This window comes from Verrucosispora sp. NA02020 (genome assembly GCF_013364215.1).
Lineage (GTDB): Bacteria > Actinomycetota > Actinomycetes > Mycobacteriales > Micromonosporaceae > Micromonospora.
Genome location: NZ_CP054923.1, coordinates 5,843,656 through 5,864,904, shown reverse-complemented (window position 1 = coordinate 5,864,904; position 21,249 = coordinate 5,843,656). Strand labels below are relative to the sequence as shown.

Annotated in this window: 21 protein-coding genes; 16 read left to right on the top strand and 5 right to left on the bottom strand. The window is 72.0% G+C overall.

What is annotated here, in order from left to right:
- Positions 1 to 196 precede the first annotated feature (196 nt).
- The gene (locus HUT12_RS26110; RefSeq protein WP_236145963.1) at positions 197 to 1,246 is read right to left on the bottom strand and encodes a mechanosensitive ion channel family protein; all 1,050 of its coding nucleotides are present in this window, start codon (positions 1,244 to 1,246) and stop codon (positions 197 to 199) included.
- A gap of 258 nt (positions 1,247 to 1,504) precedes the next feature.
- Here HUT12_RS26110 and HUT12_RS26105 point away from each other — a divergent pair, with 258 nt between their 5' ends.
- The gene (locus tag HUT12_RS26105; RefSeq protein WP_131056270.1) at positions 1,505 to 2,038 is read left to right on the top strand and encodes an HNH endonuclease; all 534 of its coding nucleotides are present in this window, start codon (positions 1,505 to 1,507) and stop codon (positions 2,036 to 2,038) included.
- A gap of 104 nt (positions 2,039 to 2,142) precedes the next feature.
- Here HUT12_RS26105 and HUT12_RS26100 read toward each other — a convergent pair whose 3' ends face one another.
- The 3 genes from HUT12_RS26100 to HUT12_RS26090 all read right to left on the bottom strand — a co-directional run bounded on the left by HUT12_RS26100 (position 2,143) and on the right by HUT12_RS26090 (position 4,014).
- Positions 2,143 to 2,976, bottom strand: coding sequence for a class F sortase (locus HUT12_RS26100; RefSeq protein WP_176095048.1), 834 nt, complete (start codon positions 2,974 to 2,976; stop codon positions 2,143 to 2,145).
- A gap of 12 nt (positions 2,977 to 2,988) precedes the next feature.
- Positions 2,989 to 3,501, bottom strand: a complete 513-nt coding sequence (locus HUT12_RS26095) for a hypothetical protein (RefSeq protein WP_131057849.1) — start codon at positions 3,499 to 3,501, stop codon at positions 2,989 to 2,991.
- A gap of 72 nt (positions 3,502 to 3,573) precedes the next feature.
- Positions 3,574 to 4,014 carry an Lrp/AsnC family transcriptional regulator gene (locus HUT12_RS26090; protein ID WP_131057848.1) on the bottom strand — a complete coding sequence of 147 codons (441 nt, stop codon included), beginning with the start codon at positions 4,012 to 4,014 and terminating at the stop codon, positions 3,574 to 3,576.
- A gap of 146 nt (positions 4,015 to 4,160) precedes the next feature.
- On the opposite strand from HUT12_RS26090, the gene HUT12_RS26085 reads away from it, so the two are divergent.
- The 14 genes from HUT12_RS26085 (at position 4,161) to HUT12_RS26020 (ending at position 17,426) form a co-directional block, all read left to right on the top strand.
- Entirely contained in the window at positions 4,161 to 5,060 is a 900-nt protein-coding gene (locus tag HUT12_RS26085) for a tryptophan 2,3-dioxygenase (protein WP_176095047.1), read from the top strand.
- Between the two features lie 7 nt (positions 5,061 to 5,067).
- A complete protein-coding gene (gene kynU, locus HUT12_RS26080) occupies positions 5,068 to 6,369 on the top strand; it encodes a kynureninase (protein WP_176095046.1) in 1,302 nt (433 codons plus the stop codon).
- A complete protein-coding gene (locus tag HUT12_RS26075) occupies positions 6,366 to 7,700 on the top strand; it encodes an NAD(P)/FAD-dependent oxidoreductase (protein ID WP_131057032.1) in 1,335 nt (444 codons plus the stop codon). The genes kynU and HUT12_RS26075 overlap by 4 nt, the downstream gene beginning before the upstream one ends.
- A 20-nt stretch (positions 7,701 to 7,720) precedes the next feature.
- Positions 7,721 to 9,202, top strand: coding sequence for a 2-hydroxymuconic semialdehyde dehydrogenase (locus HUT12_RS26070; protein WP_176095985.1), 1,482 nt, complete (start codon positions 7,721 to 7,723; stop codon positions 9,200 to 9,202).
- Between the two features lie 76 nt (positions 9,203 to 9,278).
- Positions 9,279 to 10,073, top strand: a complete 795-nt coding sequence (locus HUT12_RS26065) for a 2-keto-4-pentenoate hydratase (RefSeq protein ID WP_176095045.1) — start codon at positions 9,279 to 9,281, stop codon at positions 10,071 to 10,073.
- On the top strand, positions 10,070 to 11,014 hold the full coding sequence (locus tag HUT12_RS26060; RefSeq protein WP_176095984.1) for an acetaldehyde dehydrogenase (acetylating): 945 nt from the start codon (positions 10,070 to 10,072) through the stop codon (positions 11,012 to 11,014). The genes HUT12_RS26065 and HUT12_RS26060 overlap by 4 nt, the downstream gene beginning before the upstream one ends.
- A gap of 35 nt (positions 11,015 to 11,049) precedes the next feature.
- A complete protein-coding gene (gene dmpG, locus HUT12_RS26055; protein WP_176095983.1) occupies positions 11,050 to 12,111 on the top strand; it encodes a 4-hydroxy-2-oxovalerate aldolase in 1,062 nt (353 codons plus the stop codon).
- Positions 12,108 to 12,881 carry a 2-keto-4-pentenoate hydratase gene (locus tag HUT12_RS26050; protein ID WP_176095044.1) on the top strand — a complete coding sequence of 258 codons (774 nt, stop codon included), beginning with the start codon at positions 12,108 to 12,110 and terminating at the stop codon, positions 12,879 to 12,881. Before dmpG ends, HUT12_RS26050 begins: the two co-directional genes overlap by 4 nt.
- Positions 12,882 to 13,091: 210 nt before the next feature.
- Positions 13,092 to 13,526 (top strand): RidA family protein, encoded by a 435-nt coding sequence (locus tag HUT12_RS26045; RefSeq protein ID WP_131057719.1) that lies wholly within the window; start codon positions 13,092 to 13,094, stop codon positions 13,524 to 13,526.
- Complete coding sequence (locus tag HUT12_RS26040; protein WP_131057720.1) at positions 13,519 to 14,043, top strand: 3-hydroxyanthranilate 3,4-dioxygenase; 525 nt, start codon at positions 13,519 to 13,521, stop codon at positions 14,041 to 14,043. Before HUT12_RS26045 ends, HUT12_RS26040 begins: the two co-directional genes overlap by 8 nt.
- A gap of 2 nt (positions 14,044 to 14,045) precedes the next feature.
- The gene (locus HUT12_RS26035) at positions 14,046 to 15,062 is read left to right on the top strand and encodes an amidohydrolase family protein (RefSeq protein ID WP_176095043.1); all 1,017 of its coding nucleotides are present in this window, start codon (positions 14,046 to 14,048) and stop codon (positions 15,060 to 15,062) included.
- A 145-nt stretch (positions 15,063 to 15,207) separates the two neighbouring features.
- Complete coding sequence (locus HUT12_RS26030) at positions 15,208 to 16,671, top strand: amidase (protein ID WP_176095042.1); 1,464 nt, start codon at positions 15,208 to 15,210, stop codon at positions 16,669 to 16,671.
- A gap of 70 nt (positions 16,672 to 16,741) precedes the next feature.
- Positions 16,742 to 17,026, top strand: a complete 285-nt coding sequence (locus HUT12_RS26025) for a hypothetical protein (RefSeq protein ID WP_131057828.1) — start codon at positions 16,742 to 16,744, stop codon at positions 17,024 to 17,026.
- Entirely contained in the window at positions 17,013 to 17,426 is a 414-nt protein-coding gene (locus HUT12_RS26020; protein WP_131057827.1) for a DUF5130 family protein, read from the top strand. The genes HUT12_RS26025 and HUT12_RS26020 overlap by 14 nt, the downstream gene beginning before the upstream one ends.
- A gap of 115 nt (positions 17,427 to 17,541) precedes the next feature.
- Here HUT12_RS26020 and pepN read toward each other — a convergent pair whose 3' ends face one another.
- Positions 17,542 to 20,091, bottom strand: coding sequence for an aminopeptidase N (gene pepN, locus HUT12_RS26015; protein ID WP_176095982.1), 2,550 nt, complete (start codon positions 20,089 to 20,091; stop codon positions 17,542 to 17,544).
- A 218-nt stretch (positions 20,092 to 20,309) separates the two neighbouring features.
- Between pepN and HUT12_RS26010 the strand changes: the two genes are divergently transcribed.
- Positions 20,310 to 20,933 (top strand): disulfide bond formation protein DsbA, encoded by a 624-nt coding sequence (locus HUT12_RS26010; RefSeq protein ID WP_131056477.1) that lies wholly within the window; start codon positions 20,310 to 20,312, stop codon positions 20,931 to 20,933.
- Positions 20,934 to 21,249: the final 316 nt, after the last annotated feature.

Sequence of the window (21,249 nt, the reverse complement as noted above, 5' to 3'; positions counted from 1 at the left end):
ACTCGTGATGACCGTGCCGGAACCATCGTCAGATCTGCAGATCAGCGAGGACGTGACCGCGCTTGGTAGCGCGTGAACCGGATTCTGCCCGATCGTCTGACAACTGGCTAGGGCGAACGGGTGGACGGTCGCATCTCCGACTGAACGAACGGACGATACCCGAGGGGCCACTCGGCCGCGACCCCCGTCACGCCGCTCAGGTGGCACCCCCCTGACCGGTCTCACTATCGGAACGAGTAGGTAGCCCGGGATAGAGCCGTCCCACCGCGATCCGCGCCGTGATGCCGGAGTTCTCCAGCGCCTCGGCGAGCCGGCGACGCAACTCCCGACCGACGGCGAACTGTCCCTCGGCGGTGGTCTTGACCACCGTCCGGATGACCGTGCCCTCCACCGTCACCTGCTCGACGCCGAGCACGTCCGGTGGCTCCACGATCGACGCGGCCAGCTCCGGGTCGACCGCGACCGAGGCGGCGGCGGTCCGCAGCACCGCCATGGCCTCCTCGGTGCCGGCGAAGCCGATCGGCAGGTCCACCACCACCAGCGCCCAGCCCTGGCTCTTGTTGCCGACCCGGACGACCTCGCCGTTACGGATGTACCAGAGCACGCCCCGACCGTCGCGCACCGTGGTCACCCGTAGCCCGACCGCCTCGACCACGCCGGTCGCCTCGCCGAGGTCGACGTTGTCACCGACCCCGTACTGGTCCTCGATGAGCATGAAGAGCCCGGCGAGCAGGTCCTTCACCAGGCTCTGTGCGCCGAAGCCGAGAGCCACACCGGCGATGCCCGCGCTGGCCAGCAGCGGTGCCAGCTCGAAACTGAACTCCTTGAGCACCATCAGCACCGCGATGCCGTAGATGAACGCCGTGCTGATGCTGCGCAGCACCGAGCCGATCGCCTCGGCGCGCTGTCGGCGACGTTCCGGCACGAACTCGCCGGGTGCGGCGGTCGCGGTCGGGATGCGCTCGCGCAACGGGCGGAGCATGGTGGGCACCCCGGCGTCGCTGGTGGTGCGGACCAGACGGCGGAGCGTACGGTGCACCAGCCACCGGGCGGACATCGCGAGCAGCAGGATCAACAGGATCCGCAACGGCTTGATCAGGATCCAGTAGCTGCCCTCGGCGAACCACACCGAGTCGGAGAACTTCCAGACCCAGTTGCAGACGACCTCGTCCAGACACTCCGGGCTGGGTGTCTCGTCCGGTTCCGACGGGGTCGGGGACGGCGTGGGGACGACGGTGCGCAGGATGCTGACAATCACCCTGTGTTCGTACCGCAACCGCCCGACGGGTACACCGCCGCCCCACCGGACGGTGACGTCGGACCTCGACCGGTCGGAAAGCCGCCCCGGCTACCCAGGATTAGTACGTGCATTCGCGGTTCCGATCAGGGACGATTGGCGCAACGGACGTCGGTGAACCGGCCGGCGTCGACATGGTGTAGGGCTGTGTCCGACACCGGTCGGCGGTGGCGAGTGTGACTGCCGCTTGACCGGGAGGGTGACGCGATGCCTGACATACGACCCACGGTGGGCTCCGGCGCGCTGGTTCTCAACGCCACCTACGAGCCGCTGTGTGTCGTGTCGGTCCGCCGTGCCGCGATCCTCGTGCTCTCCGCCAAGGCGGTCTGCGTCGCCGACGGCGAGGGCATCCTGCACAGCGCACGCAACGCGCTCCCGGTGCCCTCCGTCGTCCGGCTCACCCGGTTCGTCCGGGTGCCGTACCGCACCCACGTCGGTCTGTCCCGCCGGGCGATCTTCGCTCGGGACGGCTGGCGGTGCGCCTACTGCCGGGGGCCGGCCGAGACCATCGACCATGTCTTCCCGCGCAGCCGGGGTGGTCGGCACGCCTGGGAGAACGTGGTCGCCGCCTGCGCCCGCTGCAACCACAGCAAGGGCGACAAGACCCCCGCCGAGATGGGCTGGCGGCTGCACTCCCCGCCGGCACCGCCGCGCGGGATCGCCTGGCGGGTGCTCGGGCACCGCGCCCCCGACCCGCGCTGGGCGGACTGGCTCGACCTGCGCGAGCCCGAAGCCGCCTGAGCCGCGCCCCCGGCGACAGCCCCGAGCCGCGTCCGGCGCCGCCTGGGCGCGCCTCCGACGCGGCCCGGCCGCGAGGGCCGTCGTCGGCCGGGCGTCCAGGCGGGTCAGCGAGCCTGCACCAGCGAGGCGAAGACGATCACGTTGTCCGCGTACCCGGTGTCGCCGCCGACCCAGCGCCCGCCGCACGTGATCAGCCGCAACTGGGGCCGGCTGAAGTCGCCGAAGACGTCGTCGGCCGGCAACTGCTCCTTGTCGTACCGGCCGATGCGTTCGACCTCGAACACCGCGACCGAGCCGTCCGACCGGGCCACCTCGACCCGGTCACCGCCGCGCAGTTCCCGTAGGTCCTGGAAGACCGCCGGTCCGGTGCTGGTGTCCACGTGCCCGACGATGACGGCCGGGCCGTACTGGCCGGGGGTCGGACCCTGGTCGTACCACCCGGCCTCCTGGGCCCGTTCGGCCGGTGGAGCGGCGACGCTGCCGTCCGGCGCGATCCCGACGTTGTGCACCGGAGCGGTCAGGTCGATCTTGCTGATCTCGATGCTGACCGGCTCGCTCGCCGACAGCATCGGGTACTCCTTCGGCGGGCGGCCGAGCCCGGCGATGAACCGGTCCGGCAGCAGGTTCACCCCGGTCAGCCGCTCGACGCCGAGCATCGTGACGATCAGCAGCATCAACGCGCCGATCACCAGGACCGGCACCCCGGGAGTGGACCGGCCGTACCGGCGGTACCGGCCGAGCTGCCGACGGCGGGGCGGCACCGGCGGGGCCGCCGGGTCGGGCGTGCTGACGCTGGCCGACCCCATCTGCGTGGTGACCCGGCCCAGCCGGCCCAGCGCCGTGCCCACCACCCGACGCCAGGCGCGAGGCACCCGACGGGCGGTGGTCCGGCGCCGACCCGGACCGGGTTCCGGCGCGGGTACGCGAGAGCCGCTCATCGCGACAGCGGGTCAGGAACCGGCCCGACGCCGGCTGCTCACCAGCCCGAACACCACCACCGCGGCCACTGTTGCGGCGCCGCCGAGCAGCAGCATCGAGCCGGTGTCGCCGCCTGCGGTGCCGCCGCCTCCGGTCGCCGGTCCCTTGGTGGGCTGCTCCATGTTCAGCACGGTCAGCGTGGTGTCGGCCGTCTGACCGTTCTCGCAGTGCAGGGTGACCGGGTAGTTGCCGGCCTGCTTCTCGCTCGGCACGGTGACGTCCCCGGTGAGGAAGCCGTCGTTCGGGCGGAGGAAGACCTGACGGAACGCGTCCGAGGTCACCTCGGCCTGCCGGTTGTTGGCGTTGTCGCAGCTGGCCTTGAGGTGCACCCGGGAACCGGCCTGCACGCTGTTCGGCGTCACCTCGACGAAGGTGTTCTCACCTGCCCGGGCGGGCGCGGCGCCGACCAGGACGAAAGCCCCGATCAAGGCGAACGCGCCGAAGAGTCGGACGACGGTCGACGGGTACGGACGCAGACCCCGCATGATCCTCCCTCCCGGCACCGGTGCACCGGTCCTGCTGGGGTGACCCGCGGCGCATTCCCCCTGCCGGGGCGGCTAACCCGACAGCGGGGTGACCGGCTGCCAGCCCAGCGGCGTGGAGAGGACCATCGTGCTGGACGGCTGCCCGTACGGGGCGAGTCGGTCGATGACGGCCTCGAACTCCCCGATCGACCCGGCCGCGACCTTCAGCACGCTGCACGCGTCGCCGGTGATCCGGTGGATCTCCAGGATCTCCGGCCAGTCGGCGACCTCGGGGACGTGCAGGATGCACCGGGCGCCGTAACAGGACATCCGGATCAGCGCCACCACGTTGCGACCGGCCCGGGCCAGGTCGACGTGGGCGTGGTAGCCGGTGACCACGCCGGTCTCCTCCAGCCGCCGGACCCGTTCGGCGACGGCCGGGGGAGACAGGTGCACCCGCCGGGACAACTCGCTGAACGACAGTCGCGCGTCGGCCTGCAGCTCACGGAGCAGGGCCCAGTCCATCTCGTCCACGCGGCGACCTTACGTCCGGCAAGCGAACTGCTGCCAGTGCCTTTCGTTCGGCAGGTCGACCTGCTGAACCGCCGTTGAAGAGGCATTCCGTCAGGCGATCCCACCGCGAGATCATGTCTGGACCGACGCCAGGAAGGAGCCGACGCATGGAGCAGACGGAACTGCGCCCCGGTGCCCGGGCGGCGGTGCGTCCGGTCACCGGCCGCCAGCGCGCGGCCCGTGCCGCGCGCAACGGCGGTGAGCCGACGCTGGAATTCGCCGAGCGGGTGCCGTACGACGCGTACGTGCAGGCCAGCACGCTGCACCGGTTGCAGCAGCCGCTGAGCGACGACCCGGGCGAGATGTCGTTCCTGATGGTCAGCCAGATCATGGAGCTGTACTTCGGCCTGACCTGCCACGAACTGCGCGACGCCGCCCGGCTGGTGCGCACCGACCGGGTGTGGGAGGCGCTCGCCCCGCTGCGGCGGGCCGCGCTGCACCTGGAAGGGCTCAACGCCGCCTGGCGGGGGCTGCGCTGGATGACCCCGGCCGACTTCAACCGTTTCCGCAACCTGCTCGGTGAGGGCTCGGGATTCCAGTCGGCCATGTACCGCCACCTGGAGTTCCAGCTCGGGCTCCGCGACCCGGCGCTGATCCGGCCGTTCCGCCGGCAGACCGAGGTGCACGCCGAGCTGACCGCCGCCCTCGACACGCCCAGCGTCTGGGACGAGGTGGTGGCCCTGCTCGCCCGGCACGGCCACGAGCTTCCCGCCGACCTGCTGGAGCGGGACGTGGCGGTCGAGCACGAGCCGCACCCCGCCGTCGAGGCGGCCTGGGTGCGGATCTACGCCGACGCCGGCCCGGACAACCACCTGCGGATGCTCGGTGAGGCGCTGACCGAGGTCGCCGAACAGTTCGGCGACTGGCGGCACCACCACATCAAGGCGGTGCAGCGCACCATGGGCGCCAAGGTCGGCAGCGGCGGTTCCGCCGGGCTGGCCTGGCTGCAACGCAGCATGGCCCGGGTGGTCTTCCCCGAGCTGTGGTCCGCCCGTACCGCGATGTGAGGCGACGATGACGACGAACGAGACCGGGGCGCCACGCCCCGGCGAGGCCGAAGCCCTCCGGCTGGACGCCAGCGACCCCGGACACCGGCACCTGTTCCACGTGCCACCGGCCGACGGCGGTGACCATCCCGAGTCGGCGTACCTGGCGGGCAACTCGCTCGGCCTGCAACCCCGGGCGACCCGGGACGAGTTGCTGGCCGACCTGGACGACTGGGGGCGGCTCGGTGTCGAGGGGCACCTGGAGGCGGAACGGCCCTGGCTGCCGTACCACGAGCTGTTGACGGCCCCGGCCGCGCGACTCGTCGGCGCCCTGCCCACCGAGACCGTGGTGATGAACTCGCTCACGGTCAACCTGCACCTGCTGATGGTCAGCTTCTACCGGCCGAGCGGCACGCGGACCCGGATCGTCATCGAGGACAGCGCCTTCCCCTCGGACAGCTACGCGGTGCGCAGCCAGGCCCGGTTCCACGGCCTCGACCCGGACACCACCGTGGTCCGGCTGACGCCGCGACCGGGTGAGGACACCCTGCGCACCGAGGACGTCACCGCGTTCCTCGCCGCCGAGGGGCAGACCGTCGCGCTGCTGCTGCTCGGCGGCGTCAACTACCTCACCGGCGAGCTGATGGACATCCCGGTGATCACCGCCGCCGGCCGGGCCGCCGGGGCGGTCGTCGGCTGGGACCTGGCGCACGCCGCCGGCAACGTGCCGCTGTCGCTGCACGAGTGGGACGTCGACTTCGCGGCCTGGTGCTCGTACAAGTACCTCAACTCGGGGCCGGGCGCCCTGGGCGGGGTGTTCGTGCACGAGCGGCACCACGGCGATGCGGACCTGCCCCGCTTCGAGGGCTGGTGGAGCACGGCGGCGGCCACCCGGTTCGAGATGACGCCGGTCAGCCGGCCGCCGTCCACAGTGGAGGCATGGCAGATCTCCAATCCGCCGATCTTCTCGATGGGGCCGGTGCGTACCTCGCTGGAGCTGTTCGACTCGGTCGGGATGCCCGCGCTGCGCGACCGCAGCCTGCGGCTCACCGGTTACCTGGAGCGGCTGCTGGACGAGGTGACCGCCGACCGGCCGCTGACCGTGATCACCCCGCGCGACCCGGGTCGCCGTGGCTGCCAACTCTCGGTCAGACTCGGCGAGGGCAGCGCCAGGGAGCTGACCAAGCGGCTCCGGTACGAGCACGGAGTGATCGCCGACGCCCGGGAGCCGGACGTCGTCCGGTTCGCCCCGGTGCCGCTCTACTCGACGTACCACGACTGCTGGCGGGTCGCCGACGCGCTGGCCGCGACCGTTGGGAGAGCTGGATGAACCGGGAACGCGACGAGATCGCCGTGGTCGGTGCCGGGCTGGCCGGCTGCCTGCTGGCCTGCTTCCTGGCCCGCCGGGGCTATGCGGTGGCGCTGTACGAGCGGCGGCCGGACCCGCGTACCGGGACGGTCGAACGGGGACGGTCGATCAACCTGGCGCTCTCCGAGCGCGGGCTGGACGCGCTGCGCCGGATCGGGCTCGACGAGCAGGTGATGGCCGACGCGCTGCCGATGCGGGGCCGGATGGTGCACCCGGTGCTCGGCGAGCCCGGCTTCCAGTCGTACAGCGTCTCCGGCGACCGGGCGATCAACTCGATCAGCCGGGGCGCGCTGAACAACGCGCTGCTGGAGGCCGCCGCGAAGCTGCCCGGCGTGCGGATCGCCTTCGACCACCGGCTGGTCGGCCTGGATCCGGACACCGCGCGGATGACCTTCGAGACCCCGCAGGGCACCGCCACCGCGGACGCCCGCGTCGTGCTCGGCACCGACGGCGCCGGTTCGGCGGTACGCGGACAACTGCTCGAACACGGCCTGGTCACCGAGAGCGTCGACTTCCTCGACTACGGCTACAAGGAACTCACCATCCCGCCGGCCGGCGGTGACTTCGCCCTGGACGAGGGCGCCCTGCACATCTGGCCGCGCGGCACCTCGATGATGATCGCGCTGCCCAACCCGGACCGCTCCTTCACCTGCACACTGTTCTGGCCCACCCACGGCACCGCGAGCTTCGCCTCGCTGGGCAGCAAGGCGGCGATCGAACAGCACTTCGCCGCGCACTACCCGGACCTGCTGCCGCTCGCCCCCGACCTGGTCGACGACTACCAGCACAACCCGGTCGGCGTCCTCGGCACGGTGCGCTGCGACCCGTGGCAGGTGAACGGACGCGTCGGTCTGCTCGGCGACGCGGCGCACGCCATCGTGCCCTTCTACGGTCAGGGCGCCAACTGCGCCTTCGAGGACGTGGTGGAGCTGGACCGCTGCCTGACCGAGTGCGACGACGACTGGTCCGCCGCGCTGCCGCTGTTCCAGCAGCGTCGGCAGGGCAACGCCGAGGCGATCGCCCGGATGGCGCTGGCCAACTTCGTCGAGATGCGCGACAAGGTCGCCTCGCCGGTGTTCCGGACCCGCAAGAAGGTCGAGCACGCCCTGGAGCGGGCGCTGCCCGGACGGTACGTCTCCCAGTACGAGATGGTCTCCTTCTCCACCGTCCCGTACGCGCAGGTGCGCCGCCGGGTCCGCCGGCAGTACCAGGTCCTCGGCGCGGTGGCCGCCGGTGTGCTGGCGGCGGTGGCCGGTGCGGCGGTGGCGATCGGGCGCGGGCGGCGTCGATGACCCGATGGGACCCCCGGCTGATGACCGGGCACGCGCCGGACGGCCCCGGCCTGCTGCGCAACTTCGTCGGCGGCGAGTTCCGCGACGAGGGCCCCCGCTTCACCCGCCGCAGCCCGGTCACCGGCGAACCGGTCTTCGAGGTGGTCGAGGCCGGTGCGTCGGTGGTGGACGAGGCGGTGGCGGCGGCCCGGGCGGCGCTGCGCGGGCCGTGGGGCCGGATGGGGGAGCGGGAACGCGCCGAGGTGCTGCGTCGGGTCGCCGACGAGCTGGAACGCCGCTTCGACGACCTGGTCACCGCCGAGGTGGCCGACACCGGCAAGGCCATCTCACAGGCCCGCACCCTGGACATCCCGCGTGGCGCGGCCAACTTCCGGGCGTTCGCCGAGATCGTGGCGACCGCGCCGACCGAGTCGTTCACCACGGTCACCCCGACCGGTGGGCGGGCGCTCAACTACGCGGTCCGCAAGCCGGTCGGCGTGGTCGCGGTGATCGTGCCGTGGAACCTGCCGCTGCTGCTGCTCACCTGGAAGGTCGCACCGGCACTGGCCTGCGGCAACGCGGTGGTGGTCAAGCCCAGCGAGGAGACGCCCGCCTCGGCCACGCTGCTCGCCGAGGTGATGGCGGCGGCCGGTGTGCCCGACGGCGTGTTCAACCTGGTGCACGGCTTCGGTCCCGGTTCCGCCGGGGAGTTCCTCACCCGGCACGCGGGCGTCGACGCGATCACCTTCACCGGGGAGTCCGCCACCGGCAGCGCCATCATGCGCGCCGCCGCCGACGGCGTGAAGGCGGTCAGCTTCGAGCTCGGCGGCAAGAACGCCGGGCTGGTCTTCGCCGACGCCGACCTGGACGCGGCGGTCGCCGGCTCGGTCCGGTCCAGCTTCACCAACGGCGGTCAGGTGTGCCTCTGCACCGAGCGGATCCTCGTGCAGCGGCCGGTGTTCGAGGAGTTCACCGAGCGGCTGGCCGCGCGCGCCGCCGAGCTGGCGTACGGCTGGCCGGCCGACGAGGCGACGGTGAACATGCCGCTGATCTCGCACACCCACCGGGACAAGGTGCTCGGTCACTACGACCTGGCCCGCGCCGAGGGCGCACAGGTGCTGGCCGGCGGCGGGACGCCGCAGTTCGGCGACGCCCGCGACGGTGGCGCGTACGTGCAGCCGACCGTGTTGACCGGCCTCGGCCCGGACGCCCGCACCAACCGTGAGGAGATCTTCGGACCGGTGGTGCACGTCGCGCCCTTCGACACCGAGGACGAGGCGTACGAGCTGGCCAACGGCACCGAGTACGGCCTGGCGGCGACCGTGTGGACCCGGGACGTGGGTCGGGCGCACCGGGCCGGCGCCCGGCTGGACACCGGCATCGTCTGGGTCAACACGTGGTTCCTGCGCGACCTGCGTACCCCGTTCGGCGGGGTGAAGGCGTCCGGCATCGGTCGCGAGGGCGGCGTGCACTCGCTCGACTTCTACTCCGAACTCACCAACGTCTGCGTGGATCTCTCATGAGCGAGCGTAGCGAGCGAATCATCGAAGCAGCCCGGGTTGAGGCTCATGGCGGGTCCGAGCGCAGCGAGGAGCTGACATGACCGTTCACCACGATCGAGCCGCCCGGGAACTGGTCGAGGCGCGGGAGAGCGGGAAGCCCTGCCCGCCGCTGCGGGGACGGCTGCTGCCCGAAGGGGACGTCGAGGCGGCGTACCGGGTGCAGCAGATCCAGGTCCGCGAGTGGCTGGCGTCCGGTCAGCGCCGGGTGGGGGCGAAGGTCGGGCTGACCTCCCGGGCGGTCCAGGAGGCTTTCGGCGTGTACGAGCCGGACTTCGGTGTGCTCACCGACGTCATGGCGGTGCCCGACGGGGCCGAGATCGCCCTGGACCGGCTGCTCCAGCCCCGCGTCGAAGCGGAGATCGCCTTCGTGCTCGGCGCCGACCTGCCCGACGCCCGGATCACCACCGTGGACGTGCTGCGCGCCGTCGACCACCTGCTGCCGGCCATCGAGGTCGTCGACTCGCGGGTGGCCGGGTGGGACATCTCCATCGTGGACACGGTCGCGGACAACGCCTCCAGCGGACTGTTCGTGCTCGGCACCTCGCCGCGCCGGGTCGGCGACGTGGACCTGCGGCTGGCCGGGATGGTGCTGGAGCACGCCGGGGAGCCGGTGTCGGTCGGTGCCGGGGCGGCCTGCCTCGGCAACCCGCTGCACGCGCTGGCCTGGCTGGCCGGCACCCTGGCCCGCGCCGGTGACCCGCTGCGCGCCGGTGACGTGGTGCTCTCCGGTGCGCTCGGACCGATGGTGCCGGTGACGGCCGGTGCGACGTACGAGGCACGTATCTCCGGGCTCGGTTCGGTCCGGGCCTGCTTCGCGAAGGAGGCGTCCTGATGGCCGGAGTGGCGGTGATCGGGTCCGGCAACATCGGCACCGATCTGATGATCAAGGTGCTCCGGTCGGGCGGTGACGCCGACGGTGGCCTGCGGATGGTGGCGATGGCCGGCATCGACCCGGCCTCCGACGGCCTGGCCCGCGCCCGCCGCCTCGGCGTGGCCACCACCGCCGAGGGCGTGGACGGCCTGGTCGCGATGCCCGAGTTCGCCGACGTCGACCTGGTCTTCGACGCCACCTCGGCCGGCGCGCACCGGCACAACGACGCCGTGCTGCGCCGCCACGGGCGCACGGTGGTCGACCTGACCCCGGCCGCCATCGGCCCGTACGTGGTGCCGCCGGTCAACCTCGACGAGCACCTGCACGAGACGAACCTGAACATGGTGACCTGCGGTGGACAGGCGACCGTGCCGATCGTTGCGGCGGTCCGCCGGGTCACCCCGGTGGCGTACGGCGAGATCGTCGCCTCGATCGCCTCGCGGTCGGCCGGTCCGGGCACCCGGGCCAACATCGACGAGTTCACCGAGACCACCGCGCGCGCCATCGAGGTGGTCGGCGGCGCGGAACGCGGCAAGGCGATCATCGTGCTGAACCCGGCCGAGCCGCCGCTGCTGATGCGCGACACCGTCTACTGCCTCTGCCCGGACCCGGACGCCGACCGGGCCGCCATCGCCGAGTCGGTCGCCGCTATGGTCGGCGAGGTGCAGGAGTACGTCCCGGGCTACCGGCTCAAGCAGGACGTGCAGTTCGACCGGGTGGACGGGTACGTGCCGACGCTGGGCCGGCAGCTCACCGGCGTACAGGTGACGGTCTTCCTGGAGGTCGCCGGTGCCGGGCACTACCTGCCCGCGTACGCCGGGAACCTGGACATCATGACCTCGGCCGCGCTGCGGACCGCGCAGCGCCTGGTCGCCCTGCGCACCGAGGGGGTGCGGGCGTGAGTACTGAGGACGGGACGGTCGTGGAGGGCGGTCCGATGACCGAGCTGTACATCCAGGACGTGACGTTGCGCGACGGCATGCACGCCGTCGCCCACCGGTACACCGTCGACCAGGTCCGCACCATCGCCGCCGCGCTGGACGCCGCCGGGGTGGCCGCGATCGAGGTGGCGCACGGCGACGGTCTCGCCGGTTCCAGCGTCAACTACGGCCACGGCGCGGCCAGCGACGCCGACTGGATCGCGGCTGCCGCCGAGGTGATGACCACCGCCAAGCTGACCACCCTGCTGCTGCCCGGAATCGGCACCATCGCCGACCTCAAGGCGGCGCGTGCGCTCGGTGTGACCAGCGTCCGGATCGCCACCCACTGCACCGAGGCCGACATCTCCGCCCAGCACATCTCGTGGGCGCGCGAGAACGGCATGGACGTCTCCGGCTTCCTGATGATGTCGCACATGAACGACCCGGCCGGGCTGGCCGCCCAGGCCAGACTGATGGAGTCGTACGGGGCGCACTGCGTCTACGTCACCGACTCCGGCGGCCGGTTGCTGACATCCGACGTGGCGCAACGCGTCGACGCGTACCGGCAGGTGTTGGAGCCGACCACGCAGATCGGCATCCACGCCCACCACAACCTCTCGCTGGGGGTGGCCAACAGCGTGGCGGCCGTCGAGCACGGACGCGTCGTCGGCGCCGACGCGCCCGGCCCGGACGCCCCGCACGGGCGAACCGTCCGGGTGGACGCCTCGCTCGCCGGAATGGGTGCCGGGGCCGGCAACGCGCCGCTGGAGGTCTTCGTCGCGGTCGCCGAACTGCACGGCTGGGAGCACGGCTGCGACGTCTTCGCGCTGATGGACGCCGCCGACGACATCGTCCGCCCGCTCCAGGACCGGCCGGTCCAGGTGGACCGGGAAACCCTCTCCCTCGGCTACGCCGGGGTCTACTCAAGCTTCCTCCGGCACGCCGAACGGGCCTCCGCCCGGTACGGCGTGGACGTCCGCTCCATCCTGGTCGAACTCGGCCGACGGCGGATGGTCGGCGGGCAGGAGGACATGATCGTCGACGTGGCGCTGGACCTCGCCGGGCAGGAGAGAACATGATCGGGCCGGACATCGCCGGGATCGCGGCGACGCTGGACCGGGCGGCCGACACGGCCACCGCCGTACCGCAGCTCGCCGCCGAGACCGGACTCGACGTCGACACCGCGTACGCGGTGCAGGCCGCTCTCGTGCAACGCCGGCTCGACCGTGGCGAGCGGCTGGTCGGGCTGAAGATGGGACTGACCAGCAAGGCCAAGATGGCCCAGGTCGGGGTGGACGAGGTGATCTGGGGTCGGCTCACCGACACCATGCGGATCCCCGACGGCGGCACGGTCGACGTGACCGGCTTCATCCACCCCCGGGTCGAACCCGAGGTGGCGTTCCTGCTGGACCGACTGCCCGAACCCGGCGAGCCGGTCGGCGACTTCACCGACGCGGTCCGCGCCGTCGCCCCGGCGATCGAGCTGATCGACAGCCGGTACGCGAACTTCACCTTCTCCCTGCCGGACGTCATCGCCGACAACACCTCGGCCGGCGCGTTCGTGATCGGCCCCTGGTCACCCGTGCCCGACGGGCTGGAGAACCTCGGCGTACTGCTGGAGGTCGACGGACGAGTCGCCCAGGTCGGCTCGACGGCGGCCATCCTCGGCGACCCGCGCCGGGCCCTGGACGAGGGCATCCGGCTGGCCGGACGGCACGGCGTACGGCTGCGGGAGGGGTGGGTGTTCCTGGCGGGGGCGGCTACGGCGGCGGTGCCGTTGCGGGCGGGGGTGCGGGTGCGGGCTGTGGTGGAGAAGCTTGGTGGGGCTTCGGTTCGGGCTGGTTCTTGATGTCTGTGCTTGTGCGTGGGTGCGTGGTGGGGGTTCCGGGCAGCCCGACCGGCTCCGGGCGGTCAGGCTTGATCCCTGCGCCGGTCGGGCTGCCCGGAACCCCTGACTCGGTTGGCGTTCGCGTTGCTCCGCCGGGTGGGGGTGCGGCTCAGGTGGTTGGCGCTTGTGTTGCTCGGCCGGGTGGTCGGGGTTCGTTGGTGGGGGTGTGGTGTGGGGAGTGACGGGGGGCGGGTGGTTGCGGGGAAGGCGGTGCCTCGGGGGGCCTTTCCGCACGTGAAGGTGGCCGGGGGGTTCGTGTTCGTGTCCGGGACGTCGTCCCGGCTGCCGGACAACAGCTTCGCCGGCGTGTCGGTGGACGAGTTCGGCACCACCGACCTGGACATCCGGGTGCAGACGCGCGCGGTCATCGAGAACATCGGTGACCTGCTGAGATCCGTCGGCGCCGAGTTGACCGACCTGGTGCAGGTGACGTCGTACCTGGTCAACATGAATGATTTCGGTGGGTACAACCAGGTGTGGGCGGAGTTCTTCGACGCCACCGGGCCGACCCGGACGACCGTGGCCGTGCACCAGTTGCCGCATCCCCACCTGCTGATCGAGATGCAAGCCGTGGCCCTGCTTCCCGGAGGAGGTAGTCGTGAGTGAGATCGCCGAGCCTTTCAGCTTTCCCGGCTGGATCGCCGACAACCAGCACCTGCTCAAGCCGCCGGTCGGCAACAAGGAGATGTTCCCCGGCTCCGACGACTTCATCGTCATGGTGGTGGGTGGACCCAACCAGCGCACCGACTTCCACGTCGACCCGTACGAGGAGTTCTTCTACCAGGTCAAGGGCAACATGCACATCAACCTGATGACCCCGGAGGGGCCGCGTACGGTGCACGTGCGCGAGGGCCAGATGTGGATGCTGCCGCGCAACACTCCGCACTCGCCGCAGCGTCCCGAGCCCGGCTCGATCGGCGTGGTGGTCGAGCGGGTACGCGCCGAGGGGACGCTGGAGAAGTTCCAGTGGTACTGCCCCGAGTGCGGGCACAAGGTGCACGAGGTCGAGTTGCAGGTCCGTGACATCGCCGCCGACCTGCCGCCCGTCTTCGGCGCCTTCTACACCGACGAGGCGGCACGGACCTGCGAGCGGTGCGGCACGCTGCACCCGGGTAAGGGCTGACGATGGCGACACCCACCGTGGTGGACGTGCACACCCACGTCGTACCCAGGGGATGGCCGGACCTCGCCGCGGCCTGCGGCGGGTCCGGGTGGCCCTGGCTGCGGGTCGACTCGGAACGCGCGGCCATGATCATGGTGGGGGAGACCGAGTTCCGGCCGGTCGGCGCCGAGTGCTGGGACGCGCCGACCCGCCTCGCCGACATGGCCGCCGACGGGGTGGACGTGCAGGTGGTCTCGCCCACGCCGGTGTTCTTCGGCTACGACCGCCCGGCCGACCAGGCGGTCCGGGTGGCCCGGATCTTCAACGACCTCACCCTGGAGGTCACCTCGGCCGGCGGCGACCGGCTGCTGCCGTTCTGCCAGGTGCCGTTGCAGGACCCGGACGCGGCCTGCGCCGAGCTGGACCGCTGCCTGGCGGCCGGGCACGTCGGCGTGGAGATCGGCAACCACGTCGGCGACCGGGACCTGGACGACGCCGGCATCGTGACGTTCCTGACCCACTGCGCCGAGGTGGGCGCGCCGGTCTTCGTGCACCCGTGGGACATGCCCGGCGGGCCCCGGCTCGACCGGTGGATGGCGCGCTGGCTCACCGGCATGCCCGCCGAGACGCACCTGTCGGTGCTGTCGATGATCCTCGGCGGGGTCTTCGACAAGGTGCCGCCGACGCTGCGGATCTGCTTCGCCCACGGCGGCGGCAGCTTCCCGTTCTGGCTGGGGCGCGCCGACAACGCCTGGCACCGCCGGGGCGACCTGGTACGCGGTGCCTCCGCCGCCCCGCCCAGCAGCTACCTGGACCGGTTCTACGTCGACTCGGTGGTCTTCTCCACCCCGGCGCTGCGGCTTCTGGTCGACACCATGGGCGTCGACCGGGTGCTGCTCGGCAGCGACTACCCGTACCCGCTGGGCGAGCGTCCGGCCGGACGGGTGGTCCACCAGGCCGACTTCCTCACCGACGCCCAGCGCGCCCGCCTGCTGGCCGGTAACGCCCTGCACTTCCTGCAAGGAAGGGCACCTTATTAACGCCTCGTGCATAGCAGGGGTCCCCTCCTAACACCACGTCCCGGCGCTCGGCGCTCGGCACGCAGCGCGCTCGGCACGCAGCCGCCTGGGCGCGTTCCGGCGCGTGACGGGTGCGAGCGGCGGGCCGGCGCGGCAGGATAACGACATGGCCGAGCCGCACGACCTGACCGCGTTGGAGCAGGCCGCCGCGATCGCCCGTGGCGAGCTGACCAGCCTGGAGACGGTCGAGCACTACCTGCACCGGGTCGACGCCCTCGGCGACACGGTGGGCGCCTTCGTCACGGTCACCGCCGAGGCGGCGCGCGAGGCGGCGCGGGCCGCCGACGCCACCCCGGCCGACCGGCGGGGACCGCTGCACGGCGTGGCCACCGCGATCAAGGACCTGACGTTGACGGCCGGCGTACCCACCAGCTTCGGCTCGGCCGCCTTCGCCGACCTGGTCCCGCCGGTCGACGCCGACGTGGTGCGCTTCGTCCGGTCGGCCGGTCTGGTCAGCCTCGGCAAGACCACCACCTCCGAGCTGGGCTGCTCGCTCTACTCCGAGGGGCTGGTGGCCCCGCCGGCACGCAACCCGTGGGACCTGGCGTACACCGCCGGCGGCTCCAGCGGCGGCGCGGCGGCTGCGGTGGCGGCCGGGCTCGTGCCGGTGGCCCAGGGCTCCGACGGCGGGGGATCGGTCCGCATCCCGGCGTCCCTGTGCGGCCTGATCGGCTACAAGCCGAGCCGGGGCGTGGTCTCCGGCGGCCCGCTCGGCTCCGGCGCGTTCGGGCTGCCCACCAGCGGCCCGATCGGCCGTACCGTCGCCGACGTGGCCGCGCTGCTCGACGTGTTCGCCGAGCCGATGCCCGGCGAGCCGTACCTGCCGCCACCGCCGCCGGCCGACGGCTACCTGGGCGCCGCCCGCGCCGCCGACCCCGGACGGTTGCGGGTGGGCCGGTTCACCGCGCCGATGCTCGCCGACGAGCCGGTCCACCCGGACTGCGTCGCCGCGGTGGACCGGGCCGTGACGCTGCTCACCGCCGCCGGTCACCAGGTGGTCGAGGTGCCACCGCCACTCGGGCCACAGGTCTGGCCGCTGTTCGAGGTCGTCTGGTACGTCCTCTCGCTCGCGCCGGTGCCGCCCGAGCGGGAGGCCGACCTGCTGCCGTTGACCCGCTTCCTGCGGGCCCGGGGCGGCGGGATATCCGCCGGTACGCTCAGCGCCACCCTCGGCGAACTCCAGGCGCAGGTACGCCTCGGCGCGCGCCGTACCGCCGACTGTGACCTGCTGCTCTGTCCCACGTTGGCGTCCCCGCAGGCACCCGTCGGCTGGTTCACCGAGGGGCGTACGCCGGAGGAGGACTTCGACCTGCAACGGCGGTTCTCCCCGTACTGTGCGGTCTTCAACGTCACCGGTCAGCCGTCGGTCTCGTTGCCGGTGGGGGTGACCGCCGAGGGGTTGCCGGTCGGTGTGTTGCTGACCGGTCGGTACGGCGACGACGCGAGACTGATCGCGACGGCTGCGCAACTGGAGGGTCTGTGTGGCGGGTGGGATCGCCACCCGCCGCTCTGGCGGGGCGTGGGCTCCGCTAACGTGAATGGCAGCGGAGTCGGGAGGTCACCACGGTGACCCGCCACCCGGCCCGGTCGAAGTTCTCTCTTTCCGCCTGGGGGCGTTGGGATTGTCTGTAACCGACACCTTGCTGGTCTTCGTCGGCATCCCGGCAGTCGTCGTGCTGGTGATCGCCGGCCTCGTCTACGCGGGCAGCCGCAGTGGTGGCGGCGGTGCCAAGCGGTACCGTCCGGGCCGACCCTTCAGCTTCACGCCGGTGTGGTTCCTCGGCAAGCCGGAGGAGCTGGCCGACTCGGCCGGCACCGCGCTGGCGGCGGGGGCACAGGCGCCCGCGCTGAGCAGCCGCAAGCAGGAACAGGCCGGTGTCGAGGCGCCGGCCGGTGGGACCGGAGGCGCAAGTGACCGTTGGTGAGAAGCAGCCCGAGACCACTCCGGGCACCCCGCCCGACGTGCTCGACGGTCCGTTCTCGACCCGCCAGCTGCTGCGCATCGACGAGGCGCTGCGCCTGGCCGACAGGACCACCGGCCTGACCTTCTCGGTCTTCGTGGGCGGCCTCGACGAGCCGGTCCGCGAGCACGCCGAGCGGTTGCACCGGCAGCTCGCCGACCCGGACCGCTCGGTGCTGATCGCGGTCTCGCCCAACCAGCGGCAGCTGGAGATCGTCACCGGCCGGCACGCCCGCAAGCGGGTGCCGGACACGTACGCCAAGATCGCCGCGCTGTCGATGGTGGCCTCGTTCGGCGGCGGTGACCTGGCCGGCGGCATCATCCAGGGGCTCGACCAGCTCTCCCGGTACGCCGGCACCGCCTGACCGTTCCCGTACGACGAAGCCCGGCCCCACCTGACGTGGGACCGGGCTTTCTCGTCTCCGTGTGGCCTTCCGTGTCCGTGCGGCGGGCCGACCGGCCCGCCGCACGGCGCGCGGGTCAGGCGCTGCGGGCGTCCCGGGCGCGGGCCGCGAGCGCCCGCACCACACCGTCGCGGCCCTCGGCCACCAGCCGGCGCAGCGGACCCGGGTGGCCCTCCTGCGCCAGCCAGGCGTCGGTGGCCTCGACCGTGTCGTCGTCGACCAGGTACGCCGGGTACACCAGCATGGCGAACTCCTGCGCCGGCTCGCTGTCCCGGCGCGCCCAGACCTGCCCGACCGTGTCGAAGTACCGGTCCCGGTAGGGCGTGATCAGTTCGACCTGGGTCGGGTGGGTGAAACCCTGCAACAGCGCCCGGTTCCGCCAGTTCGGCAGCGCCTCGGCACCGGTGAGCTGTGCCCAGACCGCCGCCTTGTTCTCCGCGGTGGGCAGCAGGGCGTGTGCGTACGCGGCCTCCCGCTCGCCGCTGGAGGTCTTGTCGCCGGCCAGCTCGGCCTCGATCTGCGGCCCACCCGCCACACCGTTGGCCACCAGGGACTGCAGCACGCTCCAGCGCAGCTCGGTGTCGATGGTCAGCCCGGCGGTCACCTCGGAGCCGTCCAGCCAGCCGCGCAGGATAGCCAGGTCCTCGGCGGAGCGGGCCGCGGAGACGTACGCCCGGGCCCAGGCCAGCTGGAAGCCGCTGCCGGGCTCGGCGGCGGCGAGCGCGGTCCGCGCGGTCCGGGCCAGGTCGGCCCAGCCGGTCGGCGCCCAGCTCGGGTCGGCGTAGAAGGTGATGGCGGTGCTGACCTGGCGCAGCGTGGCGGTGACCAGGTTGATGTCCCGCTCGGCCGGCAGCCCGGCCAGCACCAGCGCCACGTAGTCGCGGGTGGCCAGCTCGGCGTCGCGGGTCATGTCCCATGCGGCCGTCCAGCACAGCGCGCGCGCCAGCGACGACTCGAAGCCGGCGATGTGCTGCACCACCGTCGCCATCGACCGCCCGTCCAGGCGCAGCTTCGTGTACGTCAGGTCGTCGTCGTTGAGCAGCAGCACGTCGGCCGCCCGCACTCCGGCGAGCTCGGTCAGCTCGGTCGACTCGCCGTCGACGTCCACCTCGTACCGTTCGCGGCGCACCAGGCGACCGTCGGTGAGGTCGTAGAGGCCGACCCCGATCCGGTGGGTCCGCAGCGTCGGGTGACCCTGCGGCGCCTCCTGGCGGACCAGGACCCGCTGGTACGTGCCGTCCTCGCCGATGGTCAGCTCCGGCCGCAGCGTGTTGACCTGCGCCGTCTCCAGCCACTGGGTGGCGAAGGTGCGCAGCTTGCGCCCGGAGGCGGTCTCCAGCTCGGTGAGCAGGTCGTCGAAGGTGGCGTTGCCCCAGGCGTGCTTGGCGAAGTACGCCCGCAGACCCGCCAGGAACGGCTCCTCACCCACGTACGCCACGAGCTGCTTGAGCACGCTGGCGCCCTTGGCGTACGTGATGCCGTCGAAGTTGACCTCGACCGCCTCCAGGTCCGGCATCTCGCAGTACACCGGGTGGGTGGAGGAGAGCTGGTCCTGCCGGTAGCCCCAGTTCTTCCGGATGGACAGGAACGTCGTCCACGCCTCGGTGAAGCGGGTGGCGTGCGTGTTGCACCAGTGGCTGGCCCACTCGGCGAACGACTCGTTCAGCCACAGGTCGTTCCACCAGCGCATGGTGACCAGGTCACCGAACCACATGTGCGCCAGCTCGTGCAGGATCGTGTTGGCCCGCTGCTCGTACTCGTAGTCGGTCACCTGCGACCGGAACAGGTAGTACGACTCGGCGTGCGTGACGCAGCCGAAGTTCTCCATCGCGCCGGCGTTGAAGTCCGGCACCCAGACCTGGTCGTACTTGGGCAGCGGGTAGCGCACCCCGAACTGCTCGTGGAAGAAGTCGAAGCCCTGCGTCGTGATCAGGTTCAGGTCCTCGGCGTCGAGGTACTGCGCCATGCTGGCCCGGCAGAAGTAGCCCAGGTCGATGCCGTCGTGGGCGTACCGCACCTCGTGGTACGGCCCGGCGCAGATCGCGGTGATGTAGGTGCTCATCCGCGGTGAGGTGGTGAAGTGCAGGGTCTTCAGACCCTCACCCGCCGCCTCCTCGCGCTCCACCGGCATGTTGGAGACGGCCTTCCAGTGCTCCGGGACGGTGGCGTGCCAGGTGTAGACGCTCTTCAGGTCGGGCTGGTCGAAGCAGGCGTACGTGCGCTGCGCGTCGGCGGTCTCGAACTGCGAGTAGAGGTAGGTCTCGCCGTCGACCGGGTCGACGCTGCGGTGCAGGCCCTGCCCCGAGCTGGAGTACGCGAAGTCGGCGTCGACGACCAGCGTGTTCTCCTCGGCCAGACCGGTCAGCGTCAGCCCCTTCTCGGCCGACCAGTCGGACAGGTCGACCGGGTCGCCGTTGAGCGTCGCCGAGCGGATCGAGTCCGCGGCGACCTCGATGAACGTGCTGGCGCCCGGCTCGCTGCACCGGAAGCGCACCTCGGTGGTCGATCGGAAGGTGCGGCCACCGGCCGCGTGTACGGCACTGGACAGGTCCAGGTTGATGTCGTACCCGGTCACGTCGAGCAGTCGGGCCCGCTCGGTCGCCTCGACCTGTGTCAGGTTGCGCACTCCCGGCACGTTCGTCTCCATCCCACTATCGCCGCACGTCACGGTCACCTCAGTCGTCGACCGCTCGTGACGGCCGGTCCGGGCCTGAGTCTTCCATGCGTCAACACCCGTCGGTGGGCGAGGTCACGCGGCCCGTTACCGGCCGGTCGCCCCGATGCGGAGTAAAGATGCGTGATAGGCCGGTCGAATCGGCATCTCCGTTGCGAAGGGACCTAAACGTGAACGAGCGTGTCAGTGTCGACATGTGGTTCGACCCGATCTGCCCATGGGCGTGGATCACCTCCCGATGGCTGCTGGAGGTGGAGCGGGTCCGCGACATCGACGTCCGCTACCACGTGATGAGCCTGTCGGTGCTCAACGAGGGGCGGGAGCTGCCCGAGGCGTACCAGGAGATCATGAAGACCGGGTGGGGCCCGGTCCGCGTCTGCATCGCCGTCGGGCAGCGGTACGGCCCGGACGCCGTGCGGAACCTCTACACCGCCATGGGCACCCGGATCCACCTCGGCAAGGAGGCGCGTGGACCGGAGTTGTACGCCGCCGCGCTGACCGACGCCGGGCTGGACCCGGCGCTGGCCTCGGCGGCCGACGACGCGAGCCTCGACGCGGCCCTGCGGGAGAGCCACGAGGCGGGGATGCGTCCGGTCGGCACCGAGGTCGGTACCCCGGTCGTGCACGCTCCGGGTCCGGACGGCAAGCAGGTCGCCTTCTTCGGCCCGGTGGTCACCCCGGCACCCAAGGGCGAGGCCGCCGGCCGACTCTGGGACGGCGTGATGCTGGTCGCCGGCACGCCCGGCTTCTTCGAACTCAAGCGCAGCCGCGACATCGACCCCATCTTCACCTGACCCACCTTGGGTGTAAGGAAGGGCCCCCTGCTAACGCCTCGTGTATAGCAGGGGTCCCCTCCTAACACCGCTGCCGCCGCCGGACGCTGCCGCTACCGCCGTTGCGCGTCACCGCCCGCTCTGTGGCCTCGTTTGACCAGGTGTCCGCAGCGGCGATCCGGCGGCCCGTAGCCACGGCTGCCGACCGCACACCGCAGCTCGTGGAGGTGTAGCCATGGCCAAGCACCGTGCGCCCGTCGACGATGTCCCGTGGTGGGAGGAGCGCGGGAGCGGCGCGGACCGACCGGCGGTCGACCTGCGCTGGCCCGTCACCGGA

Bases quoted from the DNA above. Each gene is read 5' to 3' on its own strand.
- HUT12_RS26105 (WP_131056270.1), top strand. From the start codon at position 1,505: ATGCCTGACATACGACCCACGGTGGGCTCCGGCGCGCTGGTTCTCAAC.
- HUT12_RS26100 (WP_176095048.1), bottom strand. From the start codon at position 2,976: ATGAGCGGCTCTCGCGTACCCGCGCCGGAACCCGGTCCGGGTCGGCGC.
- HUT12_RS26095 (WP_131057849.1), bottom strand. From the start codon at position 3,501: ATGCGGGGTCTGCGTCCGTACCCGTCGACCGTCGTCCGACTCTTCGGC.
- HUT12_RS26085 (WP_176095047.1), top strand. From the start codon at position 4,161: ATGGAGCAGACGGAACTGCGCCCCGGTGCCCGGGCGGCGGTGCGTCCG.
- kynU (WP_176095046.1), top strand. From the start codon at position 5,068: ATGACGACGAACGAGACCGGGGCGCCACGCCCCGGCGAGGCCGAAGCC.
- HUT12_RS26075 (WP_131057032.1), top strand. From the start codon at position 6,366: ATGAACCGGGAACGCGACGAGATCGCCGTGGTCGGTGCCGGGCTGGCC.
- HUT12_RS26070 (WP_176095985.1), top strand. From the start codon at position 7,721: ATGACCGGGCACGCGCCGGACGGCCCCGGCCTGCTGCGCAACTTCGTC.
- HUT12_RS26065 (WP_176095045.1), top strand. From the start codon at position 9,279: ATGACCGTTCACCACGATCGAGCCGCCCGGGAACTGGTCGAGGCGCGG.
- dmpG (WP_176095983.1), top strand. From the start codon at position 11,050: ATGACCGAGCTGTACATCCAGGACGTGACGTTGCGCGACGGCATGCAC.
- HUT12_RS26050 (WP_176095044.1), top strand. From the start codon at position 12,108: ATGATCGGGCCGGACATCGCCGGGATCGCGGCGACGCTGGACCGGGCG.
- HUT12_RS26035 (WP_176095043.1), top strand. From the start codon at position 14,046: ATGGCGACACCCACCGTGGTGGACGTGCACACCCACGTCGTACCCAGG.
- HUT12_RS26030 (WP_176095042.1), top strand. From the start codon at position 15,208: ATGGCCGAGCCGCACGACCTGACCGCGTTGGAGCAGGCCGCCGCGATC.